This window comes from Aeromonas sp. s3, from assembly GCF_040907805.1.
Taxonomy (GTDB): domain Bacteria; phylum Pseudomonadota; class Gammaproteobacteria; order Enterobacterales; family Aeromonadaceae; genus Aeromonas; species Aeromonas dhakensis.
In genome coordinates this window covers 1-23,131 of the sequence record NZ_JBFOCQ010000002.1, presented here as the reverse complement: position 1 = coordinate 23,131, position 23,131 = coordinate 1, and the positions used below count along the sequence as shown (strand labels likewise).

Annotated in this window: 21 protein-coding genes and 2 tRNA genes; 15 read left to right on the top strand and 8 right to left on the bottom strand. The window is 59.0% G+C overall.

Translation table 11 applies throughout. From position 1 onward, the window contains the following. Positions 1–100 precede the first annotated feature (100 nt). A tRNA-Arg gene (locus tag AB5Y98_RS00435) sits at positions 101–177 on the top strand. Positions 178–582: 405 nt separating this feature from the next. Here the strand turns inward: AB5Y98_RS00435 and pbpG are convergent. From pbpG to pepA, 6 genes are all read right to left on the bottom strand, one after another. Further along, positions 583–1,410 (bottom strand): D-alanyl-D-alanine endopeptidase, encoded by an 828-nt coding sequence (gene pbpG / locus AB5Y98_RS00430; protein ID WP_065018771.1) that lies wholly within the window; start codon positions 1,408–1,410, stop codon positions 583–585. Positions 1,411–1,548: 138 nt separating this feature from the next. Further along, positions 1,549–2,214, bottom strand: coding sequence for a DedA family protein (locus tag AB5Y98_RS00425; RefSeq protein ID WP_005305157.1), 666 nt, complete (start codon positions 2,212–2,214; stop codon positions 1,549–1,551). 18 nt (positions 2,215–2,232) lie between these two features. Beyond that, on the bottom strand, positions 2,233–3,525 hold the full coding sequence (locus AB5Y98_RS00420; protein ID WP_010636087.1) for a hemolysin family protein: 1,293 nt from the start codon (positions 3,523–3,525) through the stop codon (positions 2,233–2,235). A gap of 186 nt (positions 3,526–3,711) precedes the next feature. Beyond that, positions 3,712–6,576 (bottom strand): valine--tRNA ligase, encoded by a 2,865-nt coding sequence (locus tag AB5Y98_RS00415; RefSeq protein ID WP_368231047.1) that lies wholly within the window; start codon positions 6,574–6,576, stop codon positions 3,712–3,714. Positions 6,577–6,641: 65 nt separating this feature from the next. Beyond that, positions 6,642–7,097, bottom strand: a complete 456-nt coding sequence (locus AB5Y98_RS00410; protein ID WP_139724927.1) for a DNA polymerase III subunit chi — start codon at positions 7,095–7,097, stop codon at positions 6,642–6,644. Between the two features lie 162 nt (positions 7,098–7,259). Further along, a complete protein-coding gene (pepA, locus tag AB5Y98_RS00405; RefSeq protein ID WP_005305141.1) occupies positions 7,260–8,768 on the bottom strand; it encodes a leucyl aminopeptidase in 1,509 nt (502 codons plus the stop codon). A gap of 172 nt (positions 8,769–8,940) precedes the next feature. On the opposite strand from pepA, the gene lptF reads away from it, so the two are divergent. Together lptF and lptG are read left to right on the top strand one after the other, a co-directional pair. Then, a complete protein-coding gene (gene lptF, locus AB5Y98_RS00400) occupies positions 8,941–10,053 on the top strand; it encodes an LPS export ABC transporter permease LptF (protein ID WP_017765325.1) in 1,113 nt (370 codons plus the stop codon). A 141-nt stretch (positions 10,054–10,194) separates the two neighbouring features. Next, entirely contained in the window at positions 10,195–11,265 is a 1,071-nt protein-coding gene (gene lptG, locus AB5Y98_RS00395) for an LPS export ABC transporter permease LptG (protein ID WP_010636091.1), read from the top strand. Between the two features lie 187 nt (positions 11,266–11,452). Here the strand turns inward: lptG and AB5Y98_RS00390 are convergent, their stop codons facing one another. Beyond that, the gene (locus AB5Y98_RS00390; protein WP_368231044.1) at positions 11,453–11,974 is read right to left on the bottom strand and encodes an RDD family protein; all 522 of its coding nucleotides are present in this window, start codon (positions 11,972–11,974) and stop codon (positions 11,453–11,455) included. 143 nt (positions 11,975–12,117) lie between these two features. Between AB5Y98_RS00390 and AB5Y98_RS00385 the strand changes: the two genes are divergently transcribed. From AB5Y98_RS00385 to AB5Y98_RS00340, 10 genes are all read left to right on the top strand, one after another. Further along, positions 12,118–12,202, top strand: a tRNA-Leu gene (locus AB5Y98_RS00385). Between the two features lie 112 nt (positions 12,203–12,314). Next, positions 12,315–13,331: a site-specific integrase gene (locus AB5Y98_RS00380; RefSeq protein ID WP_280094361.1), complete on the top strand. Its 1,017-nt coding sequence runs from the start codon at positions 12,315–12,317 to the stop codon at positions 13,329–13,331. Positions 13,332–13,588: 257 nt separating this feature from the next. Beyond that, positions 13,589–13,744, top strand: coding sequence for a hypothetical protein (locus AB5Y98_RS00375; protein WP_225159672.1), 156 nt, complete (start codon positions 13,589–13,591; stop codon positions 13,742–13,744). Next, complete coding sequence (locus AB5Y98_RS00370) at positions 13,729–14,106, top strand: hypothetical protein (protein WP_225159674.1); 378 nt, start codon at positions 13,729–13,731, stop codon at positions 14,104–14,106. Before AB5Y98_RS00375 ends, AB5Y98_RS00370 begins: the two co-directional genes overlap by 16 nt. A 130-nt stretch (positions 14,107–14,236) precedes the next feature. Continuing rightward, positions 14,237–14,482: a hypothetical protein gene (locus tag AB5Y98_RS00365; RefSeq protein ID WP_225159676.1), complete on the top strand. Its 246-nt coding sequence runs from the start codon at positions 14,237–14,239 to the stop codon at positions 14,480–14,482. Positions 14,483–14,647: 165 nt separating this feature from the next. Then, positions 14,648–16,492: an AAA family ATPase gene (locus tag AB5Y98_RS00360; RefSeq protein WP_368231041.1), complete on the top strand. Its 1,845-nt coding sequence runs from the start codon at positions 14,648–14,650 to the stop codon at positions 16,490–16,492. A gap of 333 nt (positions 16,493–16,825) precedes the next feature. Continuing rightward, positions 16,826–17,143 carry a DUF5681 domain-containing protein gene (locus AB5Y98_RS00355; protein WP_368231039.1) on the top strand — a complete coding sequence of 106 codons (318 nt, stop codon included), beginning with the start codon at positions 16,826–16,828 and terminating at the stop codon, positions 17,141–17,143. Positions 17,144–17,373: 230 nt separating this feature from the next. After that, positions 17,374–17,646 (top strand): hypothetical protein, encoded by a 273-nt coding sequence (locus AB5Y98_RS00350; protein WP_319883587.1) that lies wholly within the window; start codon positions 17,374–17,376, stop codon positions 17,644–17,646. 80 nt (positions 17,647–17,726) lie between these two features. Beyond that, a complete protein-coding gene (locus AB5Y98_RS00345; protein ID WP_368231037.1) occupies positions 17,727–18,389 on the top strand; it encodes a hypothetical protein in 663 nt (220 codons plus the stop codon). A gap of 53 nt (positions 18,390–18,442) precedes the next feature. Next, positions 18,443–18,763: a hypothetical protein gene (locus AB5Y98_RS00340; RefSeq protein WP_368231035.1), complete on the top strand. Its 321-nt coding sequence runs from the start codon at positions 18,443–18,445 to the stop codon at positions 18,761–18,763. A 41-nt stretch (positions 18,764–18,804) separates the two neighbouring features. On the opposite strand, the gene AB5Y98_RS00335 is transcribed toward AB5Y98_RS00340, so the two are convergent. Then, positions 18,805–19,206, bottom strand: a complete 402-nt coding sequence (locus AB5Y98_RS00335; protein ID WP_368231033.1) for a hypothetical protein — start codon at positions 19,204–19,206, stop codon at positions 18,805–18,807. Between the two features lie 697 nt (positions 19,207–19,903). Here AB5Y98_RS00335 and amt point away from each other — a divergent pair. After that, complete coding sequence (amt, locus tag AB5Y98_RS00330) at positions 19,904–21,313, top strand: ammonium transporter (protein WP_017782602.1); 1,410 nt, start codon at positions 19,904–19,906, stop codon at positions 21,311–21,313. 325 nt (positions 21,314–21,638) lie between these two features. Further along, positions 21,639–22,991, top strand: coding sequence for a 23S rRNA (uracil(1939)-C(5))-methyltransferase RlmD (gene rlmD, locus AB5Y98_RS00325; protein ID WP_368231031.1), 1,353 nt, complete (start codon positions 21,639–21,641; stop codon positions 22,989–22,991). The last annotated feature ends 140 nt before the right edge of the window (positions 22,992–23,131 follow it).

The window sequence follows — 23,131 nt, the reverse complement described above, 5'->3', positions numbered from 1 at the left end:
CGTAGCTCAGCTGGATAGAGTACCTGGCTACGAACCAGGTGGTCAGAGGTTCGAATCCTCTCGGGCGCACCATTTTGAAAGCAGTACCAAAAGTTGATGAGCGCCCGTAGCTCAGCTGGATAGAGTACCTGGCTACGAACCAGGTGGTCAGAGGTTCGAATCCTCTCGGGCGCACCATACAGACAGCCTCGACTTCGGTCGGGGCTGTTTTTTTATATGGCCGCTCCGGGTATGGGATACGACCCGGGTGGCTTGATGCTCGTCTCTTCGTCTCTTCGTCTCTTCGTCTCTTCACCTCTTTGCTTCAACTCTGTGGCTTCGCTACTAAGATCGCGCTCACGGCAACCCCGAGTTCCGTGACAAGGGCTTCCACCTCTGCATGACGGGCGCTTGGCGCCTCTCCTTGCCTCCTGCGGCTCACTGCGCCGACTTTCACGTTATCACGCCCTGTGCGCATCCCTTGGTTCTCGGTCAACCCACGCCCCTTTCCGCTGATAAACCCGCTCAGAGGCGGGCAGAGGCGGTTTGCAGGCAATAAAAAAGGATGCCGCAGCATCCTTTTTCATCCCCGCAGTCTGGGGGTCAGCTTTTTAGCCATTTGCGAATGCGGTTGGCATCGCCGATGGGGGTGCGTTTGCCCACCGAGTTGAGCAGCACTATGGCCAGCTCCTGATTGTCCGGCTTGGCCCTCATCAGCAGGCAGCGGCCCGCTTCGTCGGTATAACCGGTCTTGGAGAGGCGCACGTCCCAGTCCGGGTTCTTCACCAGCGGGTTGGTGTTGTTGAACATCAGGCTGTAGGCCGGCGTGCGAAAGCGCATGTCCTTGCTGGTGTCCTGGGTGAACTCGCGGATCAGCGGCTGGCGATAGGCTGCCGCGATGAGCTTGGCCAGATCCTGGGCGGTGGAGACGTTGCGGGTCGACAGGCCGGTAGAGTCGTAGAAGCGGCTGTTGCGCATGCCCAGCTGCTTGGCCTTGTTGTTCATGGCACGGATGAAGGCGGGACGGCCCCCCGGGTAGTGGCGGGCAAGCGCCGAGGCCATGCGGTTCTCAGAGGACATCAACGCCAGATGCAGGGCATCGCGGCGGGTCACCTGGGTACCCATCCTGACCCGCGAATAGGTGTGCTTGATGGCGTCCCTGTCGTTCTGGTCGATGGTCAGGGTCTGGCCGAGATCCTGGCGGGTATCCAGCACTACCAGCGCCGTCATCAGCTTGGTGAGGGAGGCGATGGGGCGCACCTGGGTGGGATTCTTCTGGTAGAGGGTCTTGCCCGTTCTGACATCCATCACCAGTGCGCTGCTCGATTGCAGCTGCAGTTTGGCCGGGTTGGGGGCAGCCAATGCTGCTGGCAGTCCCAGCAGTCCAACCAATGCATAAACCAGCGCCATAGCGCTAACCCGACACCGCATACTACCGACTCCGTTCACATGGAAAAAAAGGCGCTAGATTCACTCATTTTTACCCTCGCTTGACAAGAGTGCCAGCGGGTAAATCACCATTATTTCGCTAAAAAAAGGGCCATCTCGCGATGACCCTCTCTCTTTGCCTCAATCCCGTGGCGCACTGGCTTTGCGTTTGCTCAGCCAGCGCCAGATCAGCGCAATCAAACCGCCGACCAGCAGCACGATCGGCAGGCAGAGAATGATGCTGAGGAACTGGGACTGGTACTCGGCCGCCAGCTTGGTGTGACTGAGGAAGTAGCCGAAACCGACCAGCGGGCAGATCCACATGATGGAGCTGACCAGATTGACGATGAGAAAGCGCCCCTGGGGCAGTTCGGTGGCACCGACGATATAGGGGTAGGCGGTGCGCACGAAGGCGATGTAGCGGGCGGTGATCAGGGTCACGATGCCGTATTTGTCCAGCAGGTAGTAAACCTTCTGCTGGTGCTTCTCTTCCACATGGGACAGCAGCCGGTGGTAGAGCTGGGTATGACCCAGGAAACGCCCCTGCATGTAGCCGAGCCAGGTGCCGACGAAGGTGGCCAGGATCAGCAGCGGGATCACCCCGAGGGAGAGCACGTCCTGATAGATGAGCACGCCGGTCAGGATCAGCAGGCTGTCGCCGGGCAGAAAGGCGGTGGGAATGAAGCCGTTCTCCAGCACCAGAAAGGTCAATAACACACCGCAGACCATGAAGGCCATCTTGGGATCGGATAGCGTCACCAGATCCTGATGCATAAAGGCGTGGGCCAGTTGGTAAAACTGTTCCATAGTTGCAAACTCCGCAGGTTAGCTGGGTTGATCAAGCAAGGGCATGGCAAGCACCTTGTCGATGCGCAAACCATCCATGTCAACGATTTCCAGTTGCCACTGTTCCAGGGTGACCAGGTCTCCCGTCTGGGGAACACGACCAAGGAGCAGCATGATAAGCCCTCCGAGGGTGTGATAGTGATGTTTTTCTTCCTCCGGTAGCCGAACCAGTCCCAGGCAGTCCTTCAATTCCGGCAGCGGAATGAGGCCGTCGAGCAGCCAGCTGCCGTCGGTACGCTGAAAAGCCCAGTTGTCGTCGCCATCTTCCTGCTGGAAGTCGCCGGCCAGAGTCTCCAGCAGATCCTGCTGGGTGACCAGCCCCTGCAACTCGCCATATTCGTCCACCACCAGCACCATGTGCTCGGCATGGGTGCGGAAGTGGTTGAGCAGCTCGAGGCCGTTGAGGGTCTCAGGCAGCAGACTGCCATCCTGGGTCAATGCCGCCAGATCGATGGGCTCACCCTTGATATAGGCGTGCAGCACCTTGCTGACGTTAATGATGCCCACCAGTTCCGACAGGTTGCCGTCGCAGACCGGGAAGAAGCTGTGGCGATACTCCACCAGCCGCTGCAGGTTGACCTCCAGCGGCAGGGCGAGGTCGAGATAGCGGATGTCGCTGCGGGGCACCATCAGCGAGGAGAGGCTGCGCTCGTCGAGCCGGAACACATTCCGTAACATAGTGTGCTCGTGATCTTCGATGATCCCCGCTTCCGAACCCTCCACCAGCATGGCGTGGATCTCCTCCTGGGTCACGTTGGCGCTGCCATCCTGGCTGACTCTCAGCAGTCGCAGGCTGGCCTTGGTGGAGGCCGACAGCAGCCATACGAAGGGACGGGTGAGGGCGGCCAGCCACAACATGGGGCGGGCCACCAGGCAGGCGATGCGCTCGGCACTGATCTGGCCGAGCCGCTTGGGCACCAGTTCGCCGATGACGATGGAGAGATAGGTGACCACTACGATGACCAGCACGGTGGCGATGAGGCCGCTGCTCTTGGGGGTCATGCCCCACTCCTGCAGCCAGAGCGCCAGCGGCTGGGCCAGCAGGGATTCGCCGTAGATACCGTTGAGCAGACCGATACTGGTGATGCCGATCTGCACTGCGGAGAGAAAATGAGTGGGATCTTCGCTCAGCTTGAGCGCGATGGCGGCGGAGCGGCTCCCTTCGCTGACCATCTTGCTGAGGCGTGCCTTGCGTGCGGTGACGATGGCGATTTCCGACATGGCGAAAACGCCATTGAGCAAAATCAATCCAAACAGGATCAATATTTCCATACTGCGGCAGCACTCCTAGTAGAAAGATCGCTGGCAGTGTAATGAATTTGGGGGCGCTGCGCTTGTGAAAGCGGGTGATTTGGCTCGCTAATTTTGCATGACAACGCGCGAAATGAGGGGGAATGGTGGTGGGCGGGCAACAAAAAGCCCCCTGCAGGAGGGGGCTTTTGCGAGGCGGATGCAGGCTTACAGCGCGGCGATCTCGGCCTGTTGGGCTTCCAGCTTGGTCAGCTGGAGACGGTAATCTTCCAGCTTCTCGCGCTCCTTGGCGATGACCGCTTCCGGCGCCTTGGCGACGAAGGCTTCGTTGCCAAGCTTGCCTTCGATGCGGCCGCACTCGCCCACCAGACGGGCTACCTCTTTGGCCAGACGGGCCAGTTCGGCATCCTTGTCGATGAGACCAGCCATCGGGATCAGCAGCTCGGTGGCCCCGATCAGCTTCTTCACCGACAGCGGAGCGGCTTCACCTTCGCCAAGCACGCGGATGGATTCCAGACGGGCCAGCGACTTGAGGAAGGCCTCGTTGTCGGCTGCACGCTCGGCATCCTTGGCATCGCACTGGAGCAGCACGTTGAGCGGGACGCTCGGCGCTACGTTCATCTCGGAGCGGATGTTGCGGATGCTGACGATGAACTCCTTCACCCACTCCTGATCCGCCATCGCGGCGTCGTCCACCTTGGCGGCGTCGAACTCCGGGAAGGCCTGTATCATGATGGTGTCGGCGTGCACGCCAGCCAGCGGGGCGACCGATTTCCAGATGGTCTCGGTGATGAACGGGATGATCGGGTGCGCCAGACGCAGCAGGGTTTCCAGCACGGTCACGAGGGTGTGGCGGGCAGCGCGCTGCTCGGCCTCGGAACCCTTGGTCAGTACCGGCTTGGTCAGCTCCAGATACCAGTCACAGAACTGGTTCCAGATAAATTCGTACAGCACGCCAGCCGCGATATCGAAGCGGTAGGTGTCGAGGGCGGTACGGAAGTCACGGATGGCCACCTGCAGCTGGGACTGGATCCAGCGATCCGCCAGGCTGAACTGCATCTCGCCACCATTCCCTTGCGAAGAGAAGCCACAATCCTGATCTTCGGTGTTCATCAGCACGTAGCGGGAGGCGTTCCACAACTTGTTGCAGAAGTTGTTGTAACCATCCAGGCGCTTCATGTCCCAGTTGATGTCACGACCGGTAGAGGCCAGCGCCGCCAGGGTGAAGCGCAGGGCGTCGGTACCGTGGGCCTCGATCCCTTCCGGGAACTGCTTGGCGGTACGCTTGCCGATCTTCTCGGCCATCTGCGGCTGCATCATGTTGCCGGTGCGCTTCTCCAGCAGGTCCTCGAGGCTGATGCCGTCGATCATGTCGAGGGGATCCAGCACGTTGCCTTTGGACTTGGACATCTTCTGGCCTTCTTCGTCACGGATGAGGCCAGTGATGTAGACGGTCTTGAACGGCACTTGCGGCTGGCCGTTCTCGTCCTTGATGAAGTGCATGGTCATCATGATCATCCGGGCAATCCAGAAGAAGATGATGTCGAAGCCGCTCATCAGCACGTCGGTCGGGTGGAAGGTCTTGAGCGCCTCTGTGTTATTCGGCCAGCCCAGGGTGGAGAAGGTCCACAGGGCGGAGCTGAACCAGGTGTCGAGCACGTCTTCGTCCTGACGCAGCACGGTCACGGACGGGATGCTGTGCTTGGCGCGCACTTCATCCTCGTTGCGACCCACGTAGACATTGCCGGCATCGTCATACCAGGCCGGGATGCGGTGACCCCACCACAGCTGACGGGAGACGCACCAGTCCTGAATGTCGCGCATCCAGGAGAAGTACATGTTCTCGTACTGCTTCGGCACGAACTGGATGCGGCCATCTTCCACCGCCTCGATGGCGGTCTTGGCCATGGGCGCCACACGCACGTACCACTGGTCGGTCAGCATCGGCTCGATGGGCACGCCACCGCGATCGCCGTAAGGCTGTTGCAGCACGTGATCCTTGATCTCGGCCAAGAGGCCCAGCTCGTCCAGCTTGGCGACGATGGCCTTGCGGGCGGCAAAGCGCTCCATCCCGGCGAACTCGGTCGGCAGGGTGGCGTCATAGGCGGTGCTGGGGTTGCCGTTGGAGTCAACCACTTCGGCCTCGGCGCGCACGTGGGCGTCCAGAGTGAAGATGTTGATCATCGGCAGGTTGTGGCGCTTGCCCACTTCGTTGTCGTTGAAGTCGTGGGCCGGGGTGATTTTCACGCAGCCTGTGCCCTTCTCCATGTCGGCGTGCTCGTCGGCGACGATGGGGATCAGACGGTTCACCAGCGGCAGCAGAATGTGCTGACCGATCAGCGCCTTGTAGCGCGGGTCTTCCGGGTTCACCGCGACGGCGGTATCACCCAGCATGGTTTCCGGACGGGTGGTGGCGACGATCAGGTGATCCTGGCCTTCGGCGGTCTTGGCGCCGTTGGCCAGCGGGTAGCGCAGGTGCCACATGTGGCCCTTGATCTCGCGGTTTTCCACTTCCAGATCAGAGATGGCGGTATTGAGCTTGGGATCCCAGTTCACCAGGCGCTTGCCGCGGTACATCAGGCCATCTTCGTAGAGACGGACGAACACTTCCTGCACGGCGGCGGAGAGGCCTTCATCCATGGTGAAACGCTCGCGCTCCCAATCCACGGAGTCGCCCAGACGGCGCATCTGGCGGGTGATGGTGCCGCCGGACTCTTCCTTCCACTGCCAAATCTTGTCGATGAAGGCTTCCCGGCCGTAATCGTGGCGGGTCTTGCCCTCTTCGGCGGCGATCTTGCGCTCAACCACCATCTGGGTGGCGATACCAGCGTGGTCGGTACCCGCCTGCCACAGGGTGTTCTTGCCCTGCATGCGGTTGTAGCGGATCAGGGTATCCATCAGGGTTTGCTGGAAGGCGTGACCCATGTGCAGGCTGCCGGTGACGTTCGGCGGCGGGATCATGATGCAGAAGGAGTCTTTGCTGGTGTCGCCGTGGGGCTTGAAGTAGCCCTGAGCTTCCCAGTGCTGGTAGAGCGCCTGTTCGATGGCGTTGTGATTAAAAGTCTTTTCCATGGTCTCGCCGTAATCTGGATGGATGGATTCTGGTGTTGATTCGTGGTGGATCACAGGCGGCGCAGTCAGGGCTGCGCCGGATCCGGTGCGGCAAGGACGGGCTGATCCCTCATCTCGAGGGCGTGGCCTGCCTGGCGATAGTGCTTGTAGCGCTCGCGGGCTTGCTGCTTTTGCGTTTCGTCAGTGGGGACAAAATCTACCACTTGAGCGAAGTGTCCTGCAAACAAAGGTGTCTGTTTGGCCAGATTGATGAGGCGGGCGTAGCGCCGTCGTGGCGGCTGGTGGCCGATCTCCACCGGGGCCTGGCCGCTCTCACCCTGCAACTGGTGCGGCACGAAGCGCTCCGGCGGCAGCTGCCACAACAGCTCGTCGAGGCGCAGGGCCTGAGCCTCATCGTCGCAGAACAGATAGAGGTGGCCCGCCCCCCACGACTCGGCCGCAAGGCTGCAGGCGAGTCGCTCGACGGCAGAGGCCTGTTCGTCATCCTGCTCGCTCATCAGGTAAAAGGTCACTTGGCTCATCAGGTTGATCCCGTTTGCGGTGACGGATAATTGACCGCCGGTAAGGACGGGCAGGGGGTATTCCTGCCCACCCTCAATGAAACAAGGAAGAGGCGGGCCTCTTCCTTGTGGTGCAGGGCAACTTCCGCTCGCCCGATGGCATCGCCGGGCGAGGTGCGGAAATTACTCCTTCTCTTCGATGTCCACCCCTGACCGGTTCAGCAGGAACTGGGTCAGCAAGGGCACCGGACGCCCGGTGGAGCCCTTCTCCTTGCCACTCTTCCAGGCAGTCCCGGCGATATCCAGGTGGGCCCAGTTGTACTTCTTGGTGAAGCGTGACAGGAAGGCTGCGGCGGTGATGGTACCGGCCGGACGACCGCCTATGTTGGCCATGTCGGCGAACGGACTCTCCAGCTGTTCCTGATACTCGTCGAACAGCGGCAGACGCCAGGCGCGATCACCCGCCTGCTCGGAGGCATTGAGCAGCTCGTGGGCCAGCGGGTTGTGGTTGGCCAAGAGGCCCGTGGTGTGGTGACCCAGGGCGATGATGCAGGCACCAGTCAGGGTGGCCACGTCGATCACGGTTTCCGGATCAAAGCGATCCACGTAGGTCAGCGCATCGCACAGCACCAGGCGGCCTTCCGCATCCGTGTTCAGCACTTCGATGGTCTGGCCGGACATGGAGGTGAGGATGTCGCCCGGACGATAGGCGTTGCCACCCGGCATGTTCTCGCAGCCCGCCAGCACGCCGATGACGTTGATGGGCAGCTGCAGCTGGGCCAGGGCGTGCATGGTACCGAGCACGGAGGCGGCGCCGCCCATGTCGTACTTCATCTCGTCCATGCCGTCGGCCGGCTTGATGGAGATGCCGCCGGAGTCGAAGGTCAGTCCCTTGCCGACCAGCACGATGGGCTTGGCATCCGGATGACCCTTGTACTCGATGATGGCCATCATGGCTTCGTTGTCGGAGCCGCGCGCCACCGCCAGGTAGGAGTTCATGCCGAGCTCGGCCATCTCCTGCTCGCCGATCACCTTGGTGGTGATGTTGTCGAAGGCATCGGCCAGACGACGGGCCTGGGAGGCGAGATAGGCCGGATTGCAGACATTGGGCGGCATGTTGGCCACGTCGCGACAGACGCGCACCCCTTTAGCCACGGCCAGGCCGTGGGCGATGGCTTTTTCACCAATGGTCAGTTCCCGACGCGTCGGCACGTTGAACACCAGCTTGCGCAGCGGACGGCGCGGCTCGGCCTTGTTGGTCTTGAACTGGTCGAAACTGTAGAGGCCCGCCTTGGTGGTTTCCACCGCCTGGCGCACCTTCCAATAGGTATCCCGTCCCTTGACGTGCAGCTCGGTCAGGAAGCAGACCGCTTCCATGGAGCCGGTTTCGTTGAGGGTGGTGATGGTCTTGTTGATGATCTGCTTGTACTGGCGTTCGTCGAGTTCCCGCTCCTTGCCGCAACCGACCAGCAGCACGCGCTCGCTGAGCACGCCCGGTACTTGATGCAGCAACAGCATCTGGCCTGGTTTCCCTTCCAGGTCGCCACGGCGCAGCAGCGAGCTGATGTAGCCATCGCTGATCTTGTCCAGCTGTTCGGCAACCGGAGAGAGGCGACGCGGCTCGAATACGCCGACCACGACGCAGGCACTGCGTTGCTTCTCAGGACTGCCACTCTTTACACTGAACTCCATGGAATCTCCTACATCCTAAAGACAAAAGGCACCTTTTATTGAATAATGCGGTGCTTGTTGGGGTATCAGAGGCGGAGCGAACAGGCACTGGCCCCGCAGTTCAAACTGGTAAAAATCCAATATACGGCCCTATTTTTCAGGCATTCGACTAAAAACACAAGTTTACTTGGGAATGACTGTGATCGTTTTCCGATATTTGTTCAGGGAAACCCTGAAAACCCAGCTGGCGGTATTATTCGTGCTGCTGCTCATCTTCGTCAGCCAGCAATTCATCCAGATCATCGGCGATGCCGCCGATGGTGAGGTGCCGACGCGCCTGGTCTCCACCCTGCTGCTGCTCAACCTGCCGAACATGGCCCTGTTGATGCTGCCCATCAGCCTGTTTTTGGCCATCTTGTTCGCTCACGGGCGCCTCTACGCCGAAAGCGAGATGACGGTGATGCATGCGGTGGGCTTCAGCCACCGTTTCGTGATGCGCAGCGCCATGGTACTGGCCCTGCTGACGGCGGCCGTCGCCGCCTTCAATACTGGCTGGATTGCCCCGCAGGCGAAGGAGCGCGAGTATCAGGTGATCGACGAGTTCAAGGCCGATCCGGGGATCTCCTTCTTGCAGGCCGGCCGCTTCATGGAGCTCGACAAGGGGCGCCTGGTGGCCTACATCCAGGATCTCAACGACAAGGGCTCCAAACTGCAGAAGATCTTCGTGTTGCAGCGCTCCCAGGATGGCAAGCCGCCGTCGGTGGTGGTGGCGACCGAAGGAGTGGTCACGGTCGACAGCAACGGCCTGCAGTGGCTGACCCTGAAGGATGGCTCCCGCTACGAGGGGCACTTCAATACGCGCCAGTTCCAGATCTCCGAATTCGACGAGTACAGCTTGGTGATCCGCCAGCAGGAGATGGAGCGCTCCAACCGCAAGGCGGCGGCCAAGCCGACCATGGAGCTGCTGGGCACCCAGGACAACCAGCTGATGGCCGAACTGCAGTGGCGCCTGTCACTGCCGCTCTCCATTCTGGTGCTGACCTTCCTGGTGGTGCCACTGGCGCGGGTCAACCCCCGTCAGGGCCGCTATGCCAAGCTGTTGCCGGCCATCCTGCTCTACCTCTCCTACTTCCTGCTGCTCAGTGCCGCCCGTTCAGCCATCGACAGCGGCCGGCTGCCGCACTGGCCCGGCATGTTCCTGGTGCCGCTGGTCTATCTGCTGCTGATCGGGTTGCCGCTCAACCTGCAGGGCACCAGCTGGTGGAACGGGGTCAAGACCCTCTATTTCAAGAGAAAATCGGCATGATGTTGCCATCTGGGAGTCTCTACTGATGTTTGGCATTCTCGATAGACATGGCGACCGGGTCATTTTGCTGTCGCCCCCGCTCCATACGTCTGTATTTGAGGGAAAAATCAGCATGATGCTGCAACCGGGGAGTTTCTGCTGATGTTTGGCATTCTCGATAGATATATCGGCCGGATCATTTTCATGTCGGTCCTGCTGTGTGAGATCACGCTGGTGGGCCTTGCGGCGCTCATAAAGTACGTGGAGCAGCTGAAGTCGGTAGGGGAAGGCAACTACGACATGCTCAGCGCCCTCTACTATGTGCTGCTCTCCATGCCGAAAGAGGCGGTGCTCTTCTTCCCGCTGGCGGCCCTGCTGGGCGGCCTCATCGGTCTGGGCCAGCTGGCGACCAGCTCGGAGCTGGTGGTGATGCAGGCGGCGGGCCGCTCCAAGATCAGTATCGTGATGGCGGCGCTCAAGACCGCCATCCCGCTGATGATCCTGGTGGGGCTGATGGGGGAGTACGTGGCGCCCATCGCCAAGCGGATGGCGGATGACATCAAGGCGGGGGCCCTGTCGGAAGGGCGGTTGACCGTGTCGGCTTACGGGGTGTGGGCGCGCGATGGCAATAACTTCGTCAACATCAACGGGGTGCGCAACGATGGTGCGCTGACCGGCATCACCCTTTACCGTTTCACCCCGGAGCGCAAGCTGATCGATATCCTGCAGGCGCAGGAAGGGGTGTTCGAGCAGCATCACTGGCTGCTCAAGCAGGTGCAGGTGACCCGTTTTGACGATCCCAAACAGATCCTGAGCGAGACCCAGCCCCAGATGGAGTGGAGCTCCGAGCTCACCCCCAAACAGCTCGGGGTGGTGAGCGTCGATCCCGAAAACCTGCCGGTGGCGGGACTGCTGGATTACATCGGCTATCTGGATGCCAACAAGCAGGATGCCGGGCGCTACAAGCTGGAGATGTGGCGCAAGCTGCTGTCACCGCTCTCGGTGGTGGCGATGATCCTGTTGGCCTCCTCCTTCATCTTCGGCCCGCTGCGCTCGGTCAGCATGGGCGCGCGGATGCTGATGGGGATCATGACGGGCTTCGCCGTCTACGTCAGCGATCGGGTGTTCGGCCCCATCAGCCTGGTGTACGCGGTGCCACCGATCCTGGCGGCCATCGCGCCCAGCCTGCTGTTTGGCGGCATCTCCTTCTATATCCTGAGTCGCAAGCAGTAGCGGCCTGATGGGCGGTTAGGGCGGTGGCGCTGCAGACAAAAGGCTAACATCGCGCCTGCTGCACTGCTGCACTGCTGCACTGCTGTTCGGCGGCATCTCCTTCTATATCCTGAGCCGCAAGCAGCAAGCGCGTCGACCAGCAAAAAGGGCACCCTGGGGTGCCCTTTTTCGTTGCCGCCTTTTGGGATCAGCGATTGAGCTGTTCCAGATTCTCCTGTTTGCCCAGCACGATCACTTCGCACTCGGACCAGATGTCCTGAAATGCGCGAGGTGACTTGCGGTTGAACAGGCAGAGCAGGTTGCCGAGGCCAAAGGCCGCCGTTGCCAGCCGGATCAGCGCCTGGGTGATGCGGATGTTGCTGCCATCGGCATTCTGGATGCGCAGACGCCAGGCCCGCATGCCGATGGTCTGGCCGGCGCGGGTCCAGAACCAGGTGTAGAAACCGCAGATGACGAGAGCGAGCCAGGCACTGTAGACGGGACTGGTCAGCAGCCAGGAGGTGTCCTTGCCCTCGGGGACGCTTGCCATGCCGGTTGCCAGTAGCAGATGGGCCACCCCCATCCCGATAAAGCCGGCGATGATCAGCAATGAGATGACCACCAGATAGTCATAGATCAGGGCACCGAGCCGGCGCAGCAGACCGGCGGAGGGGTGGCGCTGGGTGGGAGGAGGGGGAGTGGTCGGTTGGACGGGTTTACGCTTGGCCATCGTTCTTATTCCATTAATATGATGCGGGCATTCTATGTAACTGACCTTGCCTCGGCAAGGCGTTGAATAAATGAGCAAACGACTGTGAGCACAAGAAAAACACCTTGCATGCCCAAGCGCCATTCGTATAATCCCTCGCAGTTGCCCGGGTGGCGAAATCGGTAGACGCAGCGGATTCAAAATCCGCCGTAGCAATACGTGTCGGTTCGAGTCCGACCCCGGGCACCATTAAAACTCTTGTCTGGTCAACAAGATACGGCGTTTAGGCGCTGTCCTTTCTCGGAACAACTGCGGTTGAAACTCTCAATAACGTGCAAATGCGTGCAAGAGGTTTTAACCAATGGCAAACGTTCAAAAAATATCAGGCAAACGTGGCACCAGCTATCGCGTGCAATTCATGCGAAACGGTCGCCGTGTAGGCCAAACATTCCCTCGTAAAAAAGACGCAGAAGCCTTTTTGGCTCAGATTACCGTATCCGATGATCTGGCCGATGCGCTGACGAACGTCACACTAACGACCACAACCCTATCCCAAGCAATCCGCGATTACCTCGACCAGTACAATGGCCGAGACTCAAGCATTATCCAGCGCCTTACGTGGTGGGCTGACCGCCTTGGCTCCAAGCCAGTGGGCAGAGTTACCCGCCAACAAGTAAAGGCCGCCCTTAACGATCTGCAAGCCGAGGGGAAGCAACCCAGCACCCAGAACCGTTACCGGAGCGCGTTGTCTAGCGTCTTTGTTTGGTTTAACGACAAGCACGACACTAAGCACAACCCCGCCCGTGAAGTTCGCCAGCAGACAGAAGACAATGCCCGAACCCGCTTCCTGAGCGATGCAGAGTTGCCACGGCTACTGGCAGCAGCTAAGGCCAGCAAATGGGAACGGCTGCACCTGCTTATCTCAATGGCTATCTTCACCGGCGCCCGCCGTAGTGAACTTATCGGCCTGCAATGGTCAGATGTTGATCTCAAGGCCAGAACCGCACACCTGCACCACACCAAAAACGGCACCCAGCGAGTGCTGACCCTTCCCCCGGCCCTTGTCCAAGAGATGATGAAGTTCCGGCAAGTGGGCAATTCCTATCTATTCCCCCACCCTAGCAAGTTAAACGCCCCCTTTGAGCATTTTGACTCGTTCTGGCAAGCCTGCCGTGCCGAGGCCGGAATCACCGACTTCCATTTCCATGACCTGCGGCACACATGTGCGAGCCTATTAGCCAAGAGTGGGGCTAGCTTGCTGGAGATTGCCCAGGTATTGGGGCACAAGTCGATCACCATGACCCAGCGTTACAGCCATTTGTGTAATGGTCACAAGCAATCGTTAACCGATCGCGTGTTCGGAGCCATTGCGTTATGACATATCTGAGCCATGACCCGAAAAATGGGGCCCTATCGGCGCACAAGTCGAAGCGTGAGCGTGAGCAGTGGTGCGAGAGTACCGGAGCAGAGGCTATCACCATGAAGCAAGCCAGAGAGCTTAGGCCCACATGGAATGCCGCCGACTGGCGAAGGTTTACAGCCCTGACTGATTACCAGGACTGAAAAGAAGAAGCCCCCGCAACTGGTGGAACAGTTCGAGGGCTATGGGACACAACCGATGAGGAAGCATCGATCATGAACACTCAGATCATACCCGCCAAATCAGCAGCCCAGCAAGCAGCAAGGGCCGCCGTCATTGCTTATCGAGCAGGATTTCAACAAGAGGCCGCCATCCTGTGGCGAGCCGCTATTTTCGCATACCTGGAGAACAACAAATGGCAAGACCAGTAAGTGGGCTTTCCAAGATGGACGTGAAGATCATCAAGTCACTTCAAGATGGGACATCAAACAAGGTGGCGGCGCTCGATGCCGGTGTGCGCATCACGTCCGACACAAAAACACCAGTAAAGCGAGCCAAGGCGAAGCTGAAGAAGTCCCGTTTCAGTGAGGCGATCAGGACTCAGACCAAGGAGGAACGCGGGGTAATCATCATGGGCGAAACACTACACCCATACACCCCAGAGCTTGAATGGTTCGCGAATATAAGCGAGTCACATCTTTGTTTTTATGAGCACTTGCTCTCGCAAGGATGGGAGCTGGATAAGGATGGCACCTTGTTCAACCCCAAGGAGCGCGAGGGCACCAAGGAATGACTGGTCAAATGTTGGGCAATTCATGTCCCCCTCACCTTGATGCTCCGGTCTGCTCATTCTGCGAGAGTGTGTTCGACCCGAGCAAAACCGAAACCGCAGTCCGAGACCACAAGAAAGAGGAAAAGCAATTATGGGAAACCATGAATTAGTAGCTCTCAGTTCAGACCTTAACAACTGGTTGCCAATGCGTGAACTGTCCCAACAGTTCCCGAAATTCACCTACCAGCAGATCAAGGTGATGTTCTGGAGAAAAGAGGACAAGCCCGGCCTGGATCGTTGCGCCCGGATGGTCGGACGAACTCAATACATAAACCATCGTTTGTTTGGTTTGTGGCTGGCTGGACAACTGCCGGAACAGCAGGCAAGGGATGCTTAATCCTACAGGAAACCTAGTAAATACGGGTTTGCCTTGGCTGTGTGTGCGAAACGCAGTGCAAAAGGTGAAAAAAGCCCCCGAGTAAGTACCCGAGGGCTCCAGAAGTTGGCCGCCGTAACTTTGGCGAGCGAGGCGGCCAACAACCCAACGAAAGGATAATTGTTGATGCATGAAGACGCTATTACTTTAGCCGACCGATGCTTCCCCGTGAACCGTGACAAGTCGCCACGGGTGGGGAATTGGAAGGCCCATATCGAGGGGGCGAGCGATGCCCGTATGTTTGGCGTCCCTGTGCCTGCCGGTGTCGTTGTCATCGACCACGATTCCTATAAGCAAGACGCCATCAGCAAAGAGGCGCTGGCTGACAATCTCGGAATTTCCCTAGAGGCGCTGGATGCCGCACACTTGCAGACCACACGCAGCGGTGGCACACACTACGCCTTTACAGTCCCGCACGATGCCAACATCCCCAATACGGTCGATGTATGGCCGGGCGTTGATATCCGCTCTGCTGGTCGCGGTTATATCGCATCAGGGCGCGGCTATAAGGACGCTAAAGGCGAGCCAATTGGCCACGCCGCCATTGAGCGGATAACCCGTGGTCCCCGTCTCGACACAACCCCCTTATGTAAGCGCCAAGGGCAAGAGGCTCGCCCCGAACGAGTTGAAACCAGCACCGGCGGTACTCCGCTGGATGACATCAAATATTGTCTCTATCGCCTCCCAGATACCGCCCGCTGGGAGCACGTGGGGATGGCTGTTCACCACGCGAGTGGTGGCAGTGAGGAGGCTTGGGAGCTATTCGACGAGTGGAGCGCCCAATTCCCTGGGAGCTATGACTACGACAACAACCGTAAACGCTGGGATTCTTTTGGGAAAAAACCCGGTGCAATCACCATGGGGAGTCTAATCCATTGGGCGGGAGTCGCTGCACATGACCTGCCAAGTCACGGCGGGCAAGTTGCTGGAGATGATGACCTTGCCGATGAGGTCCCCCGAAAGCTAACCCTGCCGCTGTCTTTTGGCTCCCTAGGGTTCGACCGTTCGAGCCAATACCTGATTAAGGGGTTGTTGCCTGCCGAATGCACCAGCTCCATTTATGGCCCCTCAGGTAGCTATAAATCATTCCTCGCTATCTCTTGGGCCTGCCACATTGCCACGGGTAAAAGCTGGGATGGGCGACGGGTGGAGAAGGGCGCGGTCATCTATGTAGTGGGGGAAGGTGGAACCGGTGTACCTCGCCGGATCAAGGCATGGGAGAACACACATGGTGAGGACGCCGCCAATCTCTGTTGCGTCAATCAGCCCGTGTTTGTGGCCGCCCCATTGCAGGTCGAGCAACTCCGGCTAGCTGCGGAGCATGTTAAGCAAGCAACAGGGCTGCCGGTAGCGCTGATCGTCATCGACACCCTGGCGCGGTGCTTTGGCGGTGCTGACGAGAACAAAGCCAGCGACATGGGGGCATTCATTGCGGGTTGCGATGCAGTCAAAGCGGCTACTGGGGCGACCGTACTGGTTGTGCACCACTCGGGCAAGGATGAGACGAAGGGGGCTCGTGGTAGTTCTAGCTTCCGGGCCGCTCTTGATGCCGAGTTTCTGGTTAAGCGCGAGACCGTGGGCGCAAAAGCATTGGTGCTGACCTGCACCAAGCAGAAGGACGCCGAGGAGGCAGAGAGCCGGGCCTACGACCTCAACGACCGTTTTCTATACACCGATGATGACGGAGAGGATGTTACCAGTCTTGTGGTCTCCGCCAATGGTAGAGAGCCCATCGATGAAGAAGAGTTGGCAGAGCCAGCACTATCCGCCAACCATCAGGCTATGTATGAGGCCATAAGCGCCGTGTGGCTCGAATCTGATGGTGTGGCGGTATGGGATGCCGTAATTACAACGATGAAAGCGAACGGCACATGGGATCGGCGTAGAGGCAAAGAATGGCTCGGCAAGCTGGAACGCGAGGGTCTTATTGTTGTGGCTGATGGTGAAATCACGCGCCCAGGTGATGAGTAGCCACATTGGGGCCATGACCGACCGGGCCGACCCCCTATATGCACCGGCCCGGTCGGTCCAACAAAAGGCCCCCATGGGAGAATGTGGGTAATAGAGTTGTAGCGCCACTAATAGGCGACCGACCGGGGCCGGGCATATAGGGAATCAGGTCGGTCGGTCACGATGAAATAGCGGTTTTGCACTCAATATCACCCAGTGGAACGCGCAAGCCGCCGTGTGTCGCTGTTCCTGAGGGATTATCAATCCGTTATCTGTAAATAACAGCTCAATTACAGGACAAAAGCAGTTGCCCTTGATGCTGGCATCTACTATCAGAAATATTTGGGGACTCGTATGAATAATAGAATTGTAGTAAAAGGTCGGTTTCGCAAAGGTGAAAGCGGTAACCCAGCAGGGCGGCCAAAAGGGGCGAAGGGTAAGCGTAATCAGATCCCAGAAGAGTTGACCGCTGACGCCTTGGCAAAATTGGCCGCACTGGTAGCCGAGGGCGATACCCAGGCCGTCCGAATGGTACTTGACCGAGTAATCCCCACGCTGCGCGCCGTAACGCCGGTCGGGTCGCTGGACGCCGAACTCATCCAAATGAAAATCAAAGAGCTGGGAGAGTTTGAAGCCCGTCTCGCTGCACTGGAGGCCAGCCGTGACCAGTAGACATGCCCGCCTAAAGCGACTTGAACGAGCCTTTGCGCCGCATGAGCTGGCTGGTTATCGGTTCGTCACACACGTCACGGTTGAGCAGAGCGACCCGCGCAACGGGACGAGTGAGCATGTCCCACTAGGGGGGCCAATAGCTGAGCTGTTGGTGTTCGCTGCCACCCGCGACGAGTACCGGGCCACAGTTGCGGCGCTGCGCCCTCACTTCCTCTTAATGGAAGGGTGATATGGCCAAAGCATTGATGGCCCGACTTGCTCGCCTGGAGAGCCTTGAAAGCGTCCAGATGCCCACTGTTATCGAATACCACCGGGTGGTAGTCGTGCGCAGTAACGACCACCGGAGAGGCTCCTGTGTGGTTCAGGGCAGCGAGGTGGCGATATTCGCCAGCAGCGCAGCCGAATATGAGCAAGCAAGCGCCCGCCAAGCGGCAGGCCGAAACATCATTCTGATTGCTGTGGATGCTCGGTGTATCAATTTCCAACAAGAAGGCACGCAATGACGTTCCTCGTTGTCAGCTCACCGCTCAAGTGTGGATACCCCCGCTGGAAACAGCAACTAACCACCTAGAGGATTCAAAAAATGGCACTTTCTAAATTCACTGACACCCTGATTCGCGGATTCCAGACATCCCCCAACGGGGCTGTTGGGCATCATCGTGTGGCCCTGAGAGTCAACCAGGCAATCGATGCTTTCAACGGCCTGAACGCCGATAAGACCCGAAGCCGTAGCGAGAAAGCCCCACTTTATAAGCAACTACAAGAGCAACACGGCAAAGCCATCAAGGCCGATTTGGACAAGTTCGGCAATGAATTGCTGGCCCGTACTGACGCGCACGAGGCCAAAGTTGCCAAGGTGCTGAACTCCGTCAGCCTCGCCGATGCGGTTCAGATTGTTGCCGGTCTCAAGGCTGCGGGTTTAACTGCCGAGCAGTTTCGCAGCGCGATAGCTGATAGCGGGGAAATCGCCGTTGCAATGGCCCGTGTCCCACAGGCGTTGTCCGGCCTGTCTGCTGACGTGGCAACGGCTGCGGCTCTCAACCACTACCCAGACTTGTTGGCCGAGGCCGCCGCAAATGAGCGCGATTTTAGCGCCTATTCGAGCCTCTCGAATGTCGTAGACCGCACCATCCGCGAAATCGGAATGAACGTGGATGAGCAGGCTTTAGCCTCCCGATTCGACGAAGCTGCACTAGCACCACAACCGGAGCCAAAGACCCAAGCGGAGCAGAACGCAAGCGAGTAAACCATTTCCCGGGCCTACCGGCCCGGTTTTGAATCAACTAGGAGAGACACAACATGAAAACTATCACTTTGAACGACGAACAGGCCAGTGCACTGATGCAGATTCTGAAACTGGCGGATAAAACACAAAACGGGCTAGCCCTAGCTTTTGAACAACGGATGCGCGACCTAGAAGACGTATTGAAGCTGCCAGTGGAAGAGTTGAAACGGCTTGGCGAGGAAGGCCATTACCTACCTGGACTAGAAGAGCAGCATCTACAGTGGTGTGAGTGTTGTGAGGTCACGGAGGTTATCTACGACAACCAGATCCGGTTTGGTGAAATCAGTCAATTGCTTATTGCGGCCCCACAGTTCGAATACGTGGCGAGCAAGTGAATGCGCAAAACCTTGGGTCTTCCGAGACTTGCATAAACCCCTCATTGAGGGGTTTTCTTTGTGTAGAGTTTGGTTAATTCTGCCGTACAGATATAGCGGGCGATGTTCTGTGTGCGCTCAACAGTTTCAGTTTCTTTGGCGCGATAAACCGCGTTAACTGCGGTGTTAATCATTACTTCCGCCTCGGCTCCTAGGCGACCGTCTGCCTCGGTTTTCCGTACTTCCCGTTTGATGTTGCTCGCTACCGTAAAGGCTTCAAAACCAGCTTTCTTAGACTCACGTAGAGACCTGATGAACTTGGTATCTATGTGGTTACAAAGGTCCGTTGCTAGTTCTATCAGTGCGGCCTCTTTAGCCTTTTCTTTCTCAGTGTGCTTCTTGTACGCCACAGTAAGTCCAAGACCTAGGGCCACTGCAACGGTAAACCAGATAACCTTTTTCATTTGTAATTAGCCTGAGGTTAATGTCGGTAACGCCGCTCTAGGGTATCACCCATCAATCCAACTGGTTTAATGCCTTTCTTCGTGCAATTTCGTGCAACTCGCCTAAAACCATCACAAACCAGAGGCACCCAAAAACCAGTTGAAATGGGGGTTTGCGACCTGTACGATTTGCCTGAAACCGTAGTTTTGGGATTCAAAATCCGCCGGTGAATAACCGTGTCGGTTCGAGTCCGACCCCGGCACCATCAAATTCATGACAAAAGGCCATCAGCAATGATGGCCTTTTGTTTTTCCGCCTGTCCCCTTCCTTGTCACGCTTCTATTCTCTGGCTGATATCGGCAAGCCGGGTGCCCCTGTGGTCATGACATGTCTCGTCTTGCTCCATTTAGGTGCGGCTTGCTCTGCCTGCACAGCAGAAGTGCGCATTCGCTCATGTTAGCGCGTCCCATGCGCCAATCTGGTGCGCACTCTCTCTGCAATAAGAATAACCTTATGATTTTAAATAACTTATTAAGTTGGCCCGCTTTGTGCTTTTAAGCAGTTATGTCGCCATGATGCCGCTCCATAGAGGGAATCTGACCGGGAGCGGCAACCAGTGTGTACCGAATGGAAATGTACGTGAATCATCGGTGTCGATGTTCATATCAGGAAATGGACCCGGTCTGGAGCCGGGACGACAGGGAAGGAGATGGCTGTATGCTCAAGAGACTCGTGATGACTGGCCTGTTGGCGCTGATTGCCCTGCTGGCCGCCCCCAGCTGGGCCGAAGAGGTGGTGACCGCACCTGCGGTGGTGACCATCAACAAGGGGGACAATACCTGGATGCTGCTGTCGGCAGCCCTGGTGATCCTGATGTCCATTCCGGGCCTGGCCCTGTTTTATGGCGGCCTGGTGCGCACCAAGAACATGCTGAGCGTGCTGATGCAGGTATTCACCCTGTTCTCGCTCATCTGCGTGCTGTGGGTGATCTACGGTTATTCGCTGGCCTTTACCGAAGGCAACAGCGTCTATGGCTCCTTCAGCAAGGCGCTGCTCAAGGGGGTGACCCCCGACTCCATCGCCGCCACCTTCAGCAAGGGGGTAGGGATCAGCGAGTTCATCTATGTGGTGTTCCAGGGGGCCTTTGCCGCCATCACCTGCGGCCTGATCGTGGGGGCCTTTGCCGAACGCATCAAGTTTGCCGCCGTGCTGCTGTTCTCGGTGATCTGGTTCACCTTCGCCTATATCCCGCTGGCCCACATGGTGTGGTACTGGGCAGGTCCGGATGCCTATACCACGGCCGATGCCGCGGCAGCGGCCACGGCGACTGCCGGTTATCTGTTCCAGCACGGCGCGCTGGATTTTGCCGGCGGCACAGTGGTGCACATCAATGCGGCGGTGGCCGGTCTGGTCGGCGCCTATCTGGTGGGCAAGCGCCTAGGCTATGGTCGTGACCCCATGACCCCGCACAGCCTCACCATGACCATGATCGGGGCCTCTCTGCTCTGGTTCGGCTGGTTCGGTTTCAACGCCGGCTCCGCGCTGGAAGCCAACGGCACGGCGGCACTGGCCTTCATCAATACCTGGGTGGCCCCGGCGGCGGCTGCCCTCTCCTGGACCTTGGCCGAGTGGGTGATGAAAGGCCGTCCTTCGCTGCTGGGCGCGGCTTCCGGCGCTGTCTCCGGGCTGGTGGTGATCACCCCGGCGGCCGGTTTCGTCGGTGTCGGTGGTGGTCTGGTAATGGGCCTCATCAGCGGTGTCGCGGGGTTGTGGGGGGTTCACGGTCTCAAGCGTCTGCTGGGTGCCGATGACAGTCTGGACGTGTTCGGTGTGCACGGGGTATGCGGCATTCTCGGCGCCCTGCTGACCGGGGTGTTCGCCAGCCCGGATCTGGGCGGCACCGGGGTGTGGGACTATGTCACCAACCAGGTGGCGGAGGGCTACTCCATCCTGGATCAGGTCAAAATCCAGGCCATCGGGGTAGGGGTGACCATCCTCTGGTCCGGCATCATCTCGGTAGTGGCCTACAAGCTGGTGGATATGCTGATCGGCCTGCGGGTGAAAGAGGATGCTGAGCGGGAAGGGCTGGATGTCACCACCCACGGCGAGAAGGCCTATAGCCTGTAATCCGCCATCTGTTACTCAGCCATATTGCCGCCGGCCATGCCGGCGGTTTTTTTATGTCCGTTTGCCGGGGACCAACTCTGATGCCCGAGCCTGTGGTGGGGCGGCTCGCCTCTGACGCCATCACCCCCGATAGAGCGCATCCCCGAGATCGCCGCCGGCGATAGCATTTTTCGGCAGACAAGGTGGGCAGCGGCAATGTCCTCTGCCTTGTTGCTGTTTTATGCCTGCAATTTGGACGGATCTCCGCTAAACTCTGCCACCTTTTCTTGATGGGTCGGCCGGGCCGGCTCATCACCCTCTTATATATGTACTTTTGGAGCCGCTCATGCCGCTAGTGGGACATCAACACCAGATCGAGATCCTGGAACTGACCGACAAAGGAGATGGCAAAGGACGCCTGTTCGACCGCCCCCTGTTTGTCGAAGGTCTGCTGCCGGGTGAGCAGGCGTTGGTCGAACTGACCGAGGTGAAGCCCAACTACCTGCACGGCAAGGTAGCCGAGCTGCTCCAGCCCTCCGCCGACCGGGTTGCCGACTTCTGCCCCAACACAGAGTGCGGCGGTTGCCAGGTGCGCCCGCTGGCCTATCCGGCCCAGCTCAAGCTCAAGCAGAGTCTGGTGCAGAGCGCCCTGGAGCAGGTTGGGCTGGGTGAGGCCGTGGTCAATCCTATCCTCGGCATGGAGACGCCGTTCGCCTATCGCAACAAGGCGCAGTACGCGGTGCGTGGCTGCGAGGCCGGCGCCGAGATCGGCTTCTACCGCAAGCACTCCCACGATCTCATCACCGCCGATGACTGCGCGGTGCAAGATTCTCTGCACGTGGAGCTGAACGCCCGGGTGCGCAACTGGATGCGCGAGCACGACATCGCGGCTTATGACGAAGTGGCCCACACCGGCTGCGTGCGCAACCTGATGACCCGCAAGGGCTTCAAGAGCGGCGAGCTGATGGTGGTGCTGGTGACCCTGGGCGAGGAGCTGCCGTTCGAAGCCGAGTTGCTGGCCGCCCTGCAGGATCTGCCGGTCACGACTCTGGTACAGAATATCAACGAGGCGCGCACCAACCGCATTCTGGGGGACCACAACCGGGTGCTGCTGGGCAGCGGGGTGATCCGCGACAAGATCCACGAGCTCGAATTCGAGATCTCGCCGCTCTCCTTCTTCCAGAACAACCCGAGCCAGACCGACGTGCTCTACTCCAAGGCGCTGGAGTATTGCGAGCTGACCGGCAACGAGACGGTGTTCGACATCTATTGCGGTATCGGCACCATCTCCCTGTTCCTGGCGGGCAAGGCCGCCAAGGTGGTGGGGATCGAGTCGGTGGAGAGCGCCATCAGCGACGCCCGCCGCAACGCGGCCCTCAACGGCATCGAGCAGACCGAGTTCCACGTCGGCAAGGCGGAGCAGCTGATGCCAGCCCTGCACGCCGAAGGGGTGAGCGCCGATGTGGTGGTGATGGATCCGCCGCGCAAGGGCTGTGACAAGGCCGTACTACAGACCCTGGTGGCCATGGCGCCGCGCCGGCTGGTCTATGTCTCCTGCAACCCGCAGACCCTGGCCCGTGATCTCGCCTGGCTGGTCAAGCAGGGCTTCGTGTTGGACGAGGTGCAGCCGGTGGACATGTTCCCGCACTCGATGCACGTCGAGGCTGTCGCCCGCCTGAGCCTGCCTGCCAAGGCCTGATCGTCGCTGGTCCCCACTCGCGCCATGGACGTCGAAGCGGTTGCTAGGGGAGGTGGATGTAGACCTGCGCCCGGCCCGTTGTCGCAAGCCTGATGAATTCAATGAGCAAAACAGGGCACTTTTTTCCTCAAGTTCAGCCG

Coding starts and splice junctions, on each gene's coding strand:
- AB5Y98_RS00380 (WP_280094361.1), top strand. CDS start 12,315: ATGGCAAACGTTCAAAAAATATCAGGCAAACGTGGCACCAGCTATCGC.
- AB5Y98_RS00370 (WP_225159674.1), top strand. CDS start 13,729: ATGGCAAGACCAGTAAGTGGGCTTTCCAAGATGGACGTGAAGATCATC.
- pepA (WP_005305141.1), bottom strand. CDS start 8,768: ATGGAGTTCAGTGTAAAGAGTGGCAGTCCTGAGAAGCAACGCAGTGCC.
- amt (WP_017782602.1), top strand. CDS start 19,904: ATGCTCAAGAGACTCGTGATGACTGGCCTGTTGGCGCTGATTGCCCTG.
- AB5Y98_RS00390 (WP_368231044.1), bottom strand. CDS start 11,974: ATGGCCAAGCGTAAACCCGTCCAACCGACCACTCCCCCTCCTCCCACC.
- pbpG (WP_065018771.1), bottom strand. CDS start 1,410: ATGCGGTGTCGGGTTAGCGCTATGGCGCTGGTTTATGCATTGGTTGGA.
- AB5Y98_RS00365 (WP_225159676.1), top strand. CDS start 14,237: ATGGGAAACCATGAATTAGTAGCTCTCAGTTCAGACCTTAACAACTGG.
- AB5Y98_RS00350 (WP_319883587.1), top strand. CDS start 17,374: ATGGCCAAAGCATTGATGGCCCGACTTGCTCGCCTGGAGAGCCTTGAA.
- AB5Y98_RS00345 (WP_368231037.1), top strand. CDS start 17,727: ATGGCACTTTCTAAATTCACTGACACCCTGATTCGCGGATTCCAGACA.
- AB5Y98_RS00360 (WP_368231041.1), top strand. CDS start 14,648: ATGCATGAAGACGCTATTACTTTAGCCGACCGATGCTTCCCCGTGAAC.
- lptF (WP_017765325.1), top strand. CDS start 8,941: ATGACTGTGATCGTTTTCCGATATTTGTTCAGGGAAACCCTGAAAACC.
- AB5Y98_RS00415 (WP_368231047.1), bottom strand. CDS start 6,576: ATGGAAAAGACTTTTAATCACAACGCCATCGAACAGGCGCTCTACCAG.
- AB5Y98_RS00355 (WP_368231039.1), top strand. CDS start 16,826: ATGAATAATAGAATTGTAGTAAAAGGTCGGTTTCGCAAAGGTGAAAGC.
- AB5Y98_RS00335 (WP_368231033.1), bottom strand. CDS start 19,206: ATGAAAAAGGTTATCTGGTTTACCGTTGCAGTGGCCCTAGGTCTTGGA.
- AB5Y98_RS00340 (WP_368231035.1), top strand. CDS start 18,443: ATGAAAACTATCACTTTGAACGACGAACAGGCCAGTGCACTGATGCAG.
- AB5Y98_RS00410 (WP_139724927.1), bottom strand. CDS start 7,097: ATGAGCCAAGTGACCTTTTACCTGATGAGCGAGCAGGATGACGAACAG.
- AB5Y98_RS00425 (WP_005305157.1), bottom strand. CDS start 2,214: ATGGAACAGTTTTACCAACTGGCCCACGCCTTTATGCATCAGGATCTG.
- AB5Y98_RS00375 (WP_225159672.1), top strand. CDS start 13,589: ATGAACACTCAGATCATACCCGCCAAATCAGCAGCCCAGCAAGCAGCA.
- lptG (WP_010636091.1), top strand. CDS start 10,195: ATGTTTGGCATTCTCGATAGATATATCGGCCGGATCATTTTCATGTCG.
- rlmD (WP_368231031.1), top strand. CDS start 21,639: ATGCCGCTAGTGGGACATCAACACCAGATCGAGATCCTGGAACTGACC.
- AB5Y98_RS00420 (WP_010636087.1), bottom strand. CDS start 3,525: ATGGAAATATTGATCCTGTTTGGATTGATTTTGCTCAATGGCGTTTTC.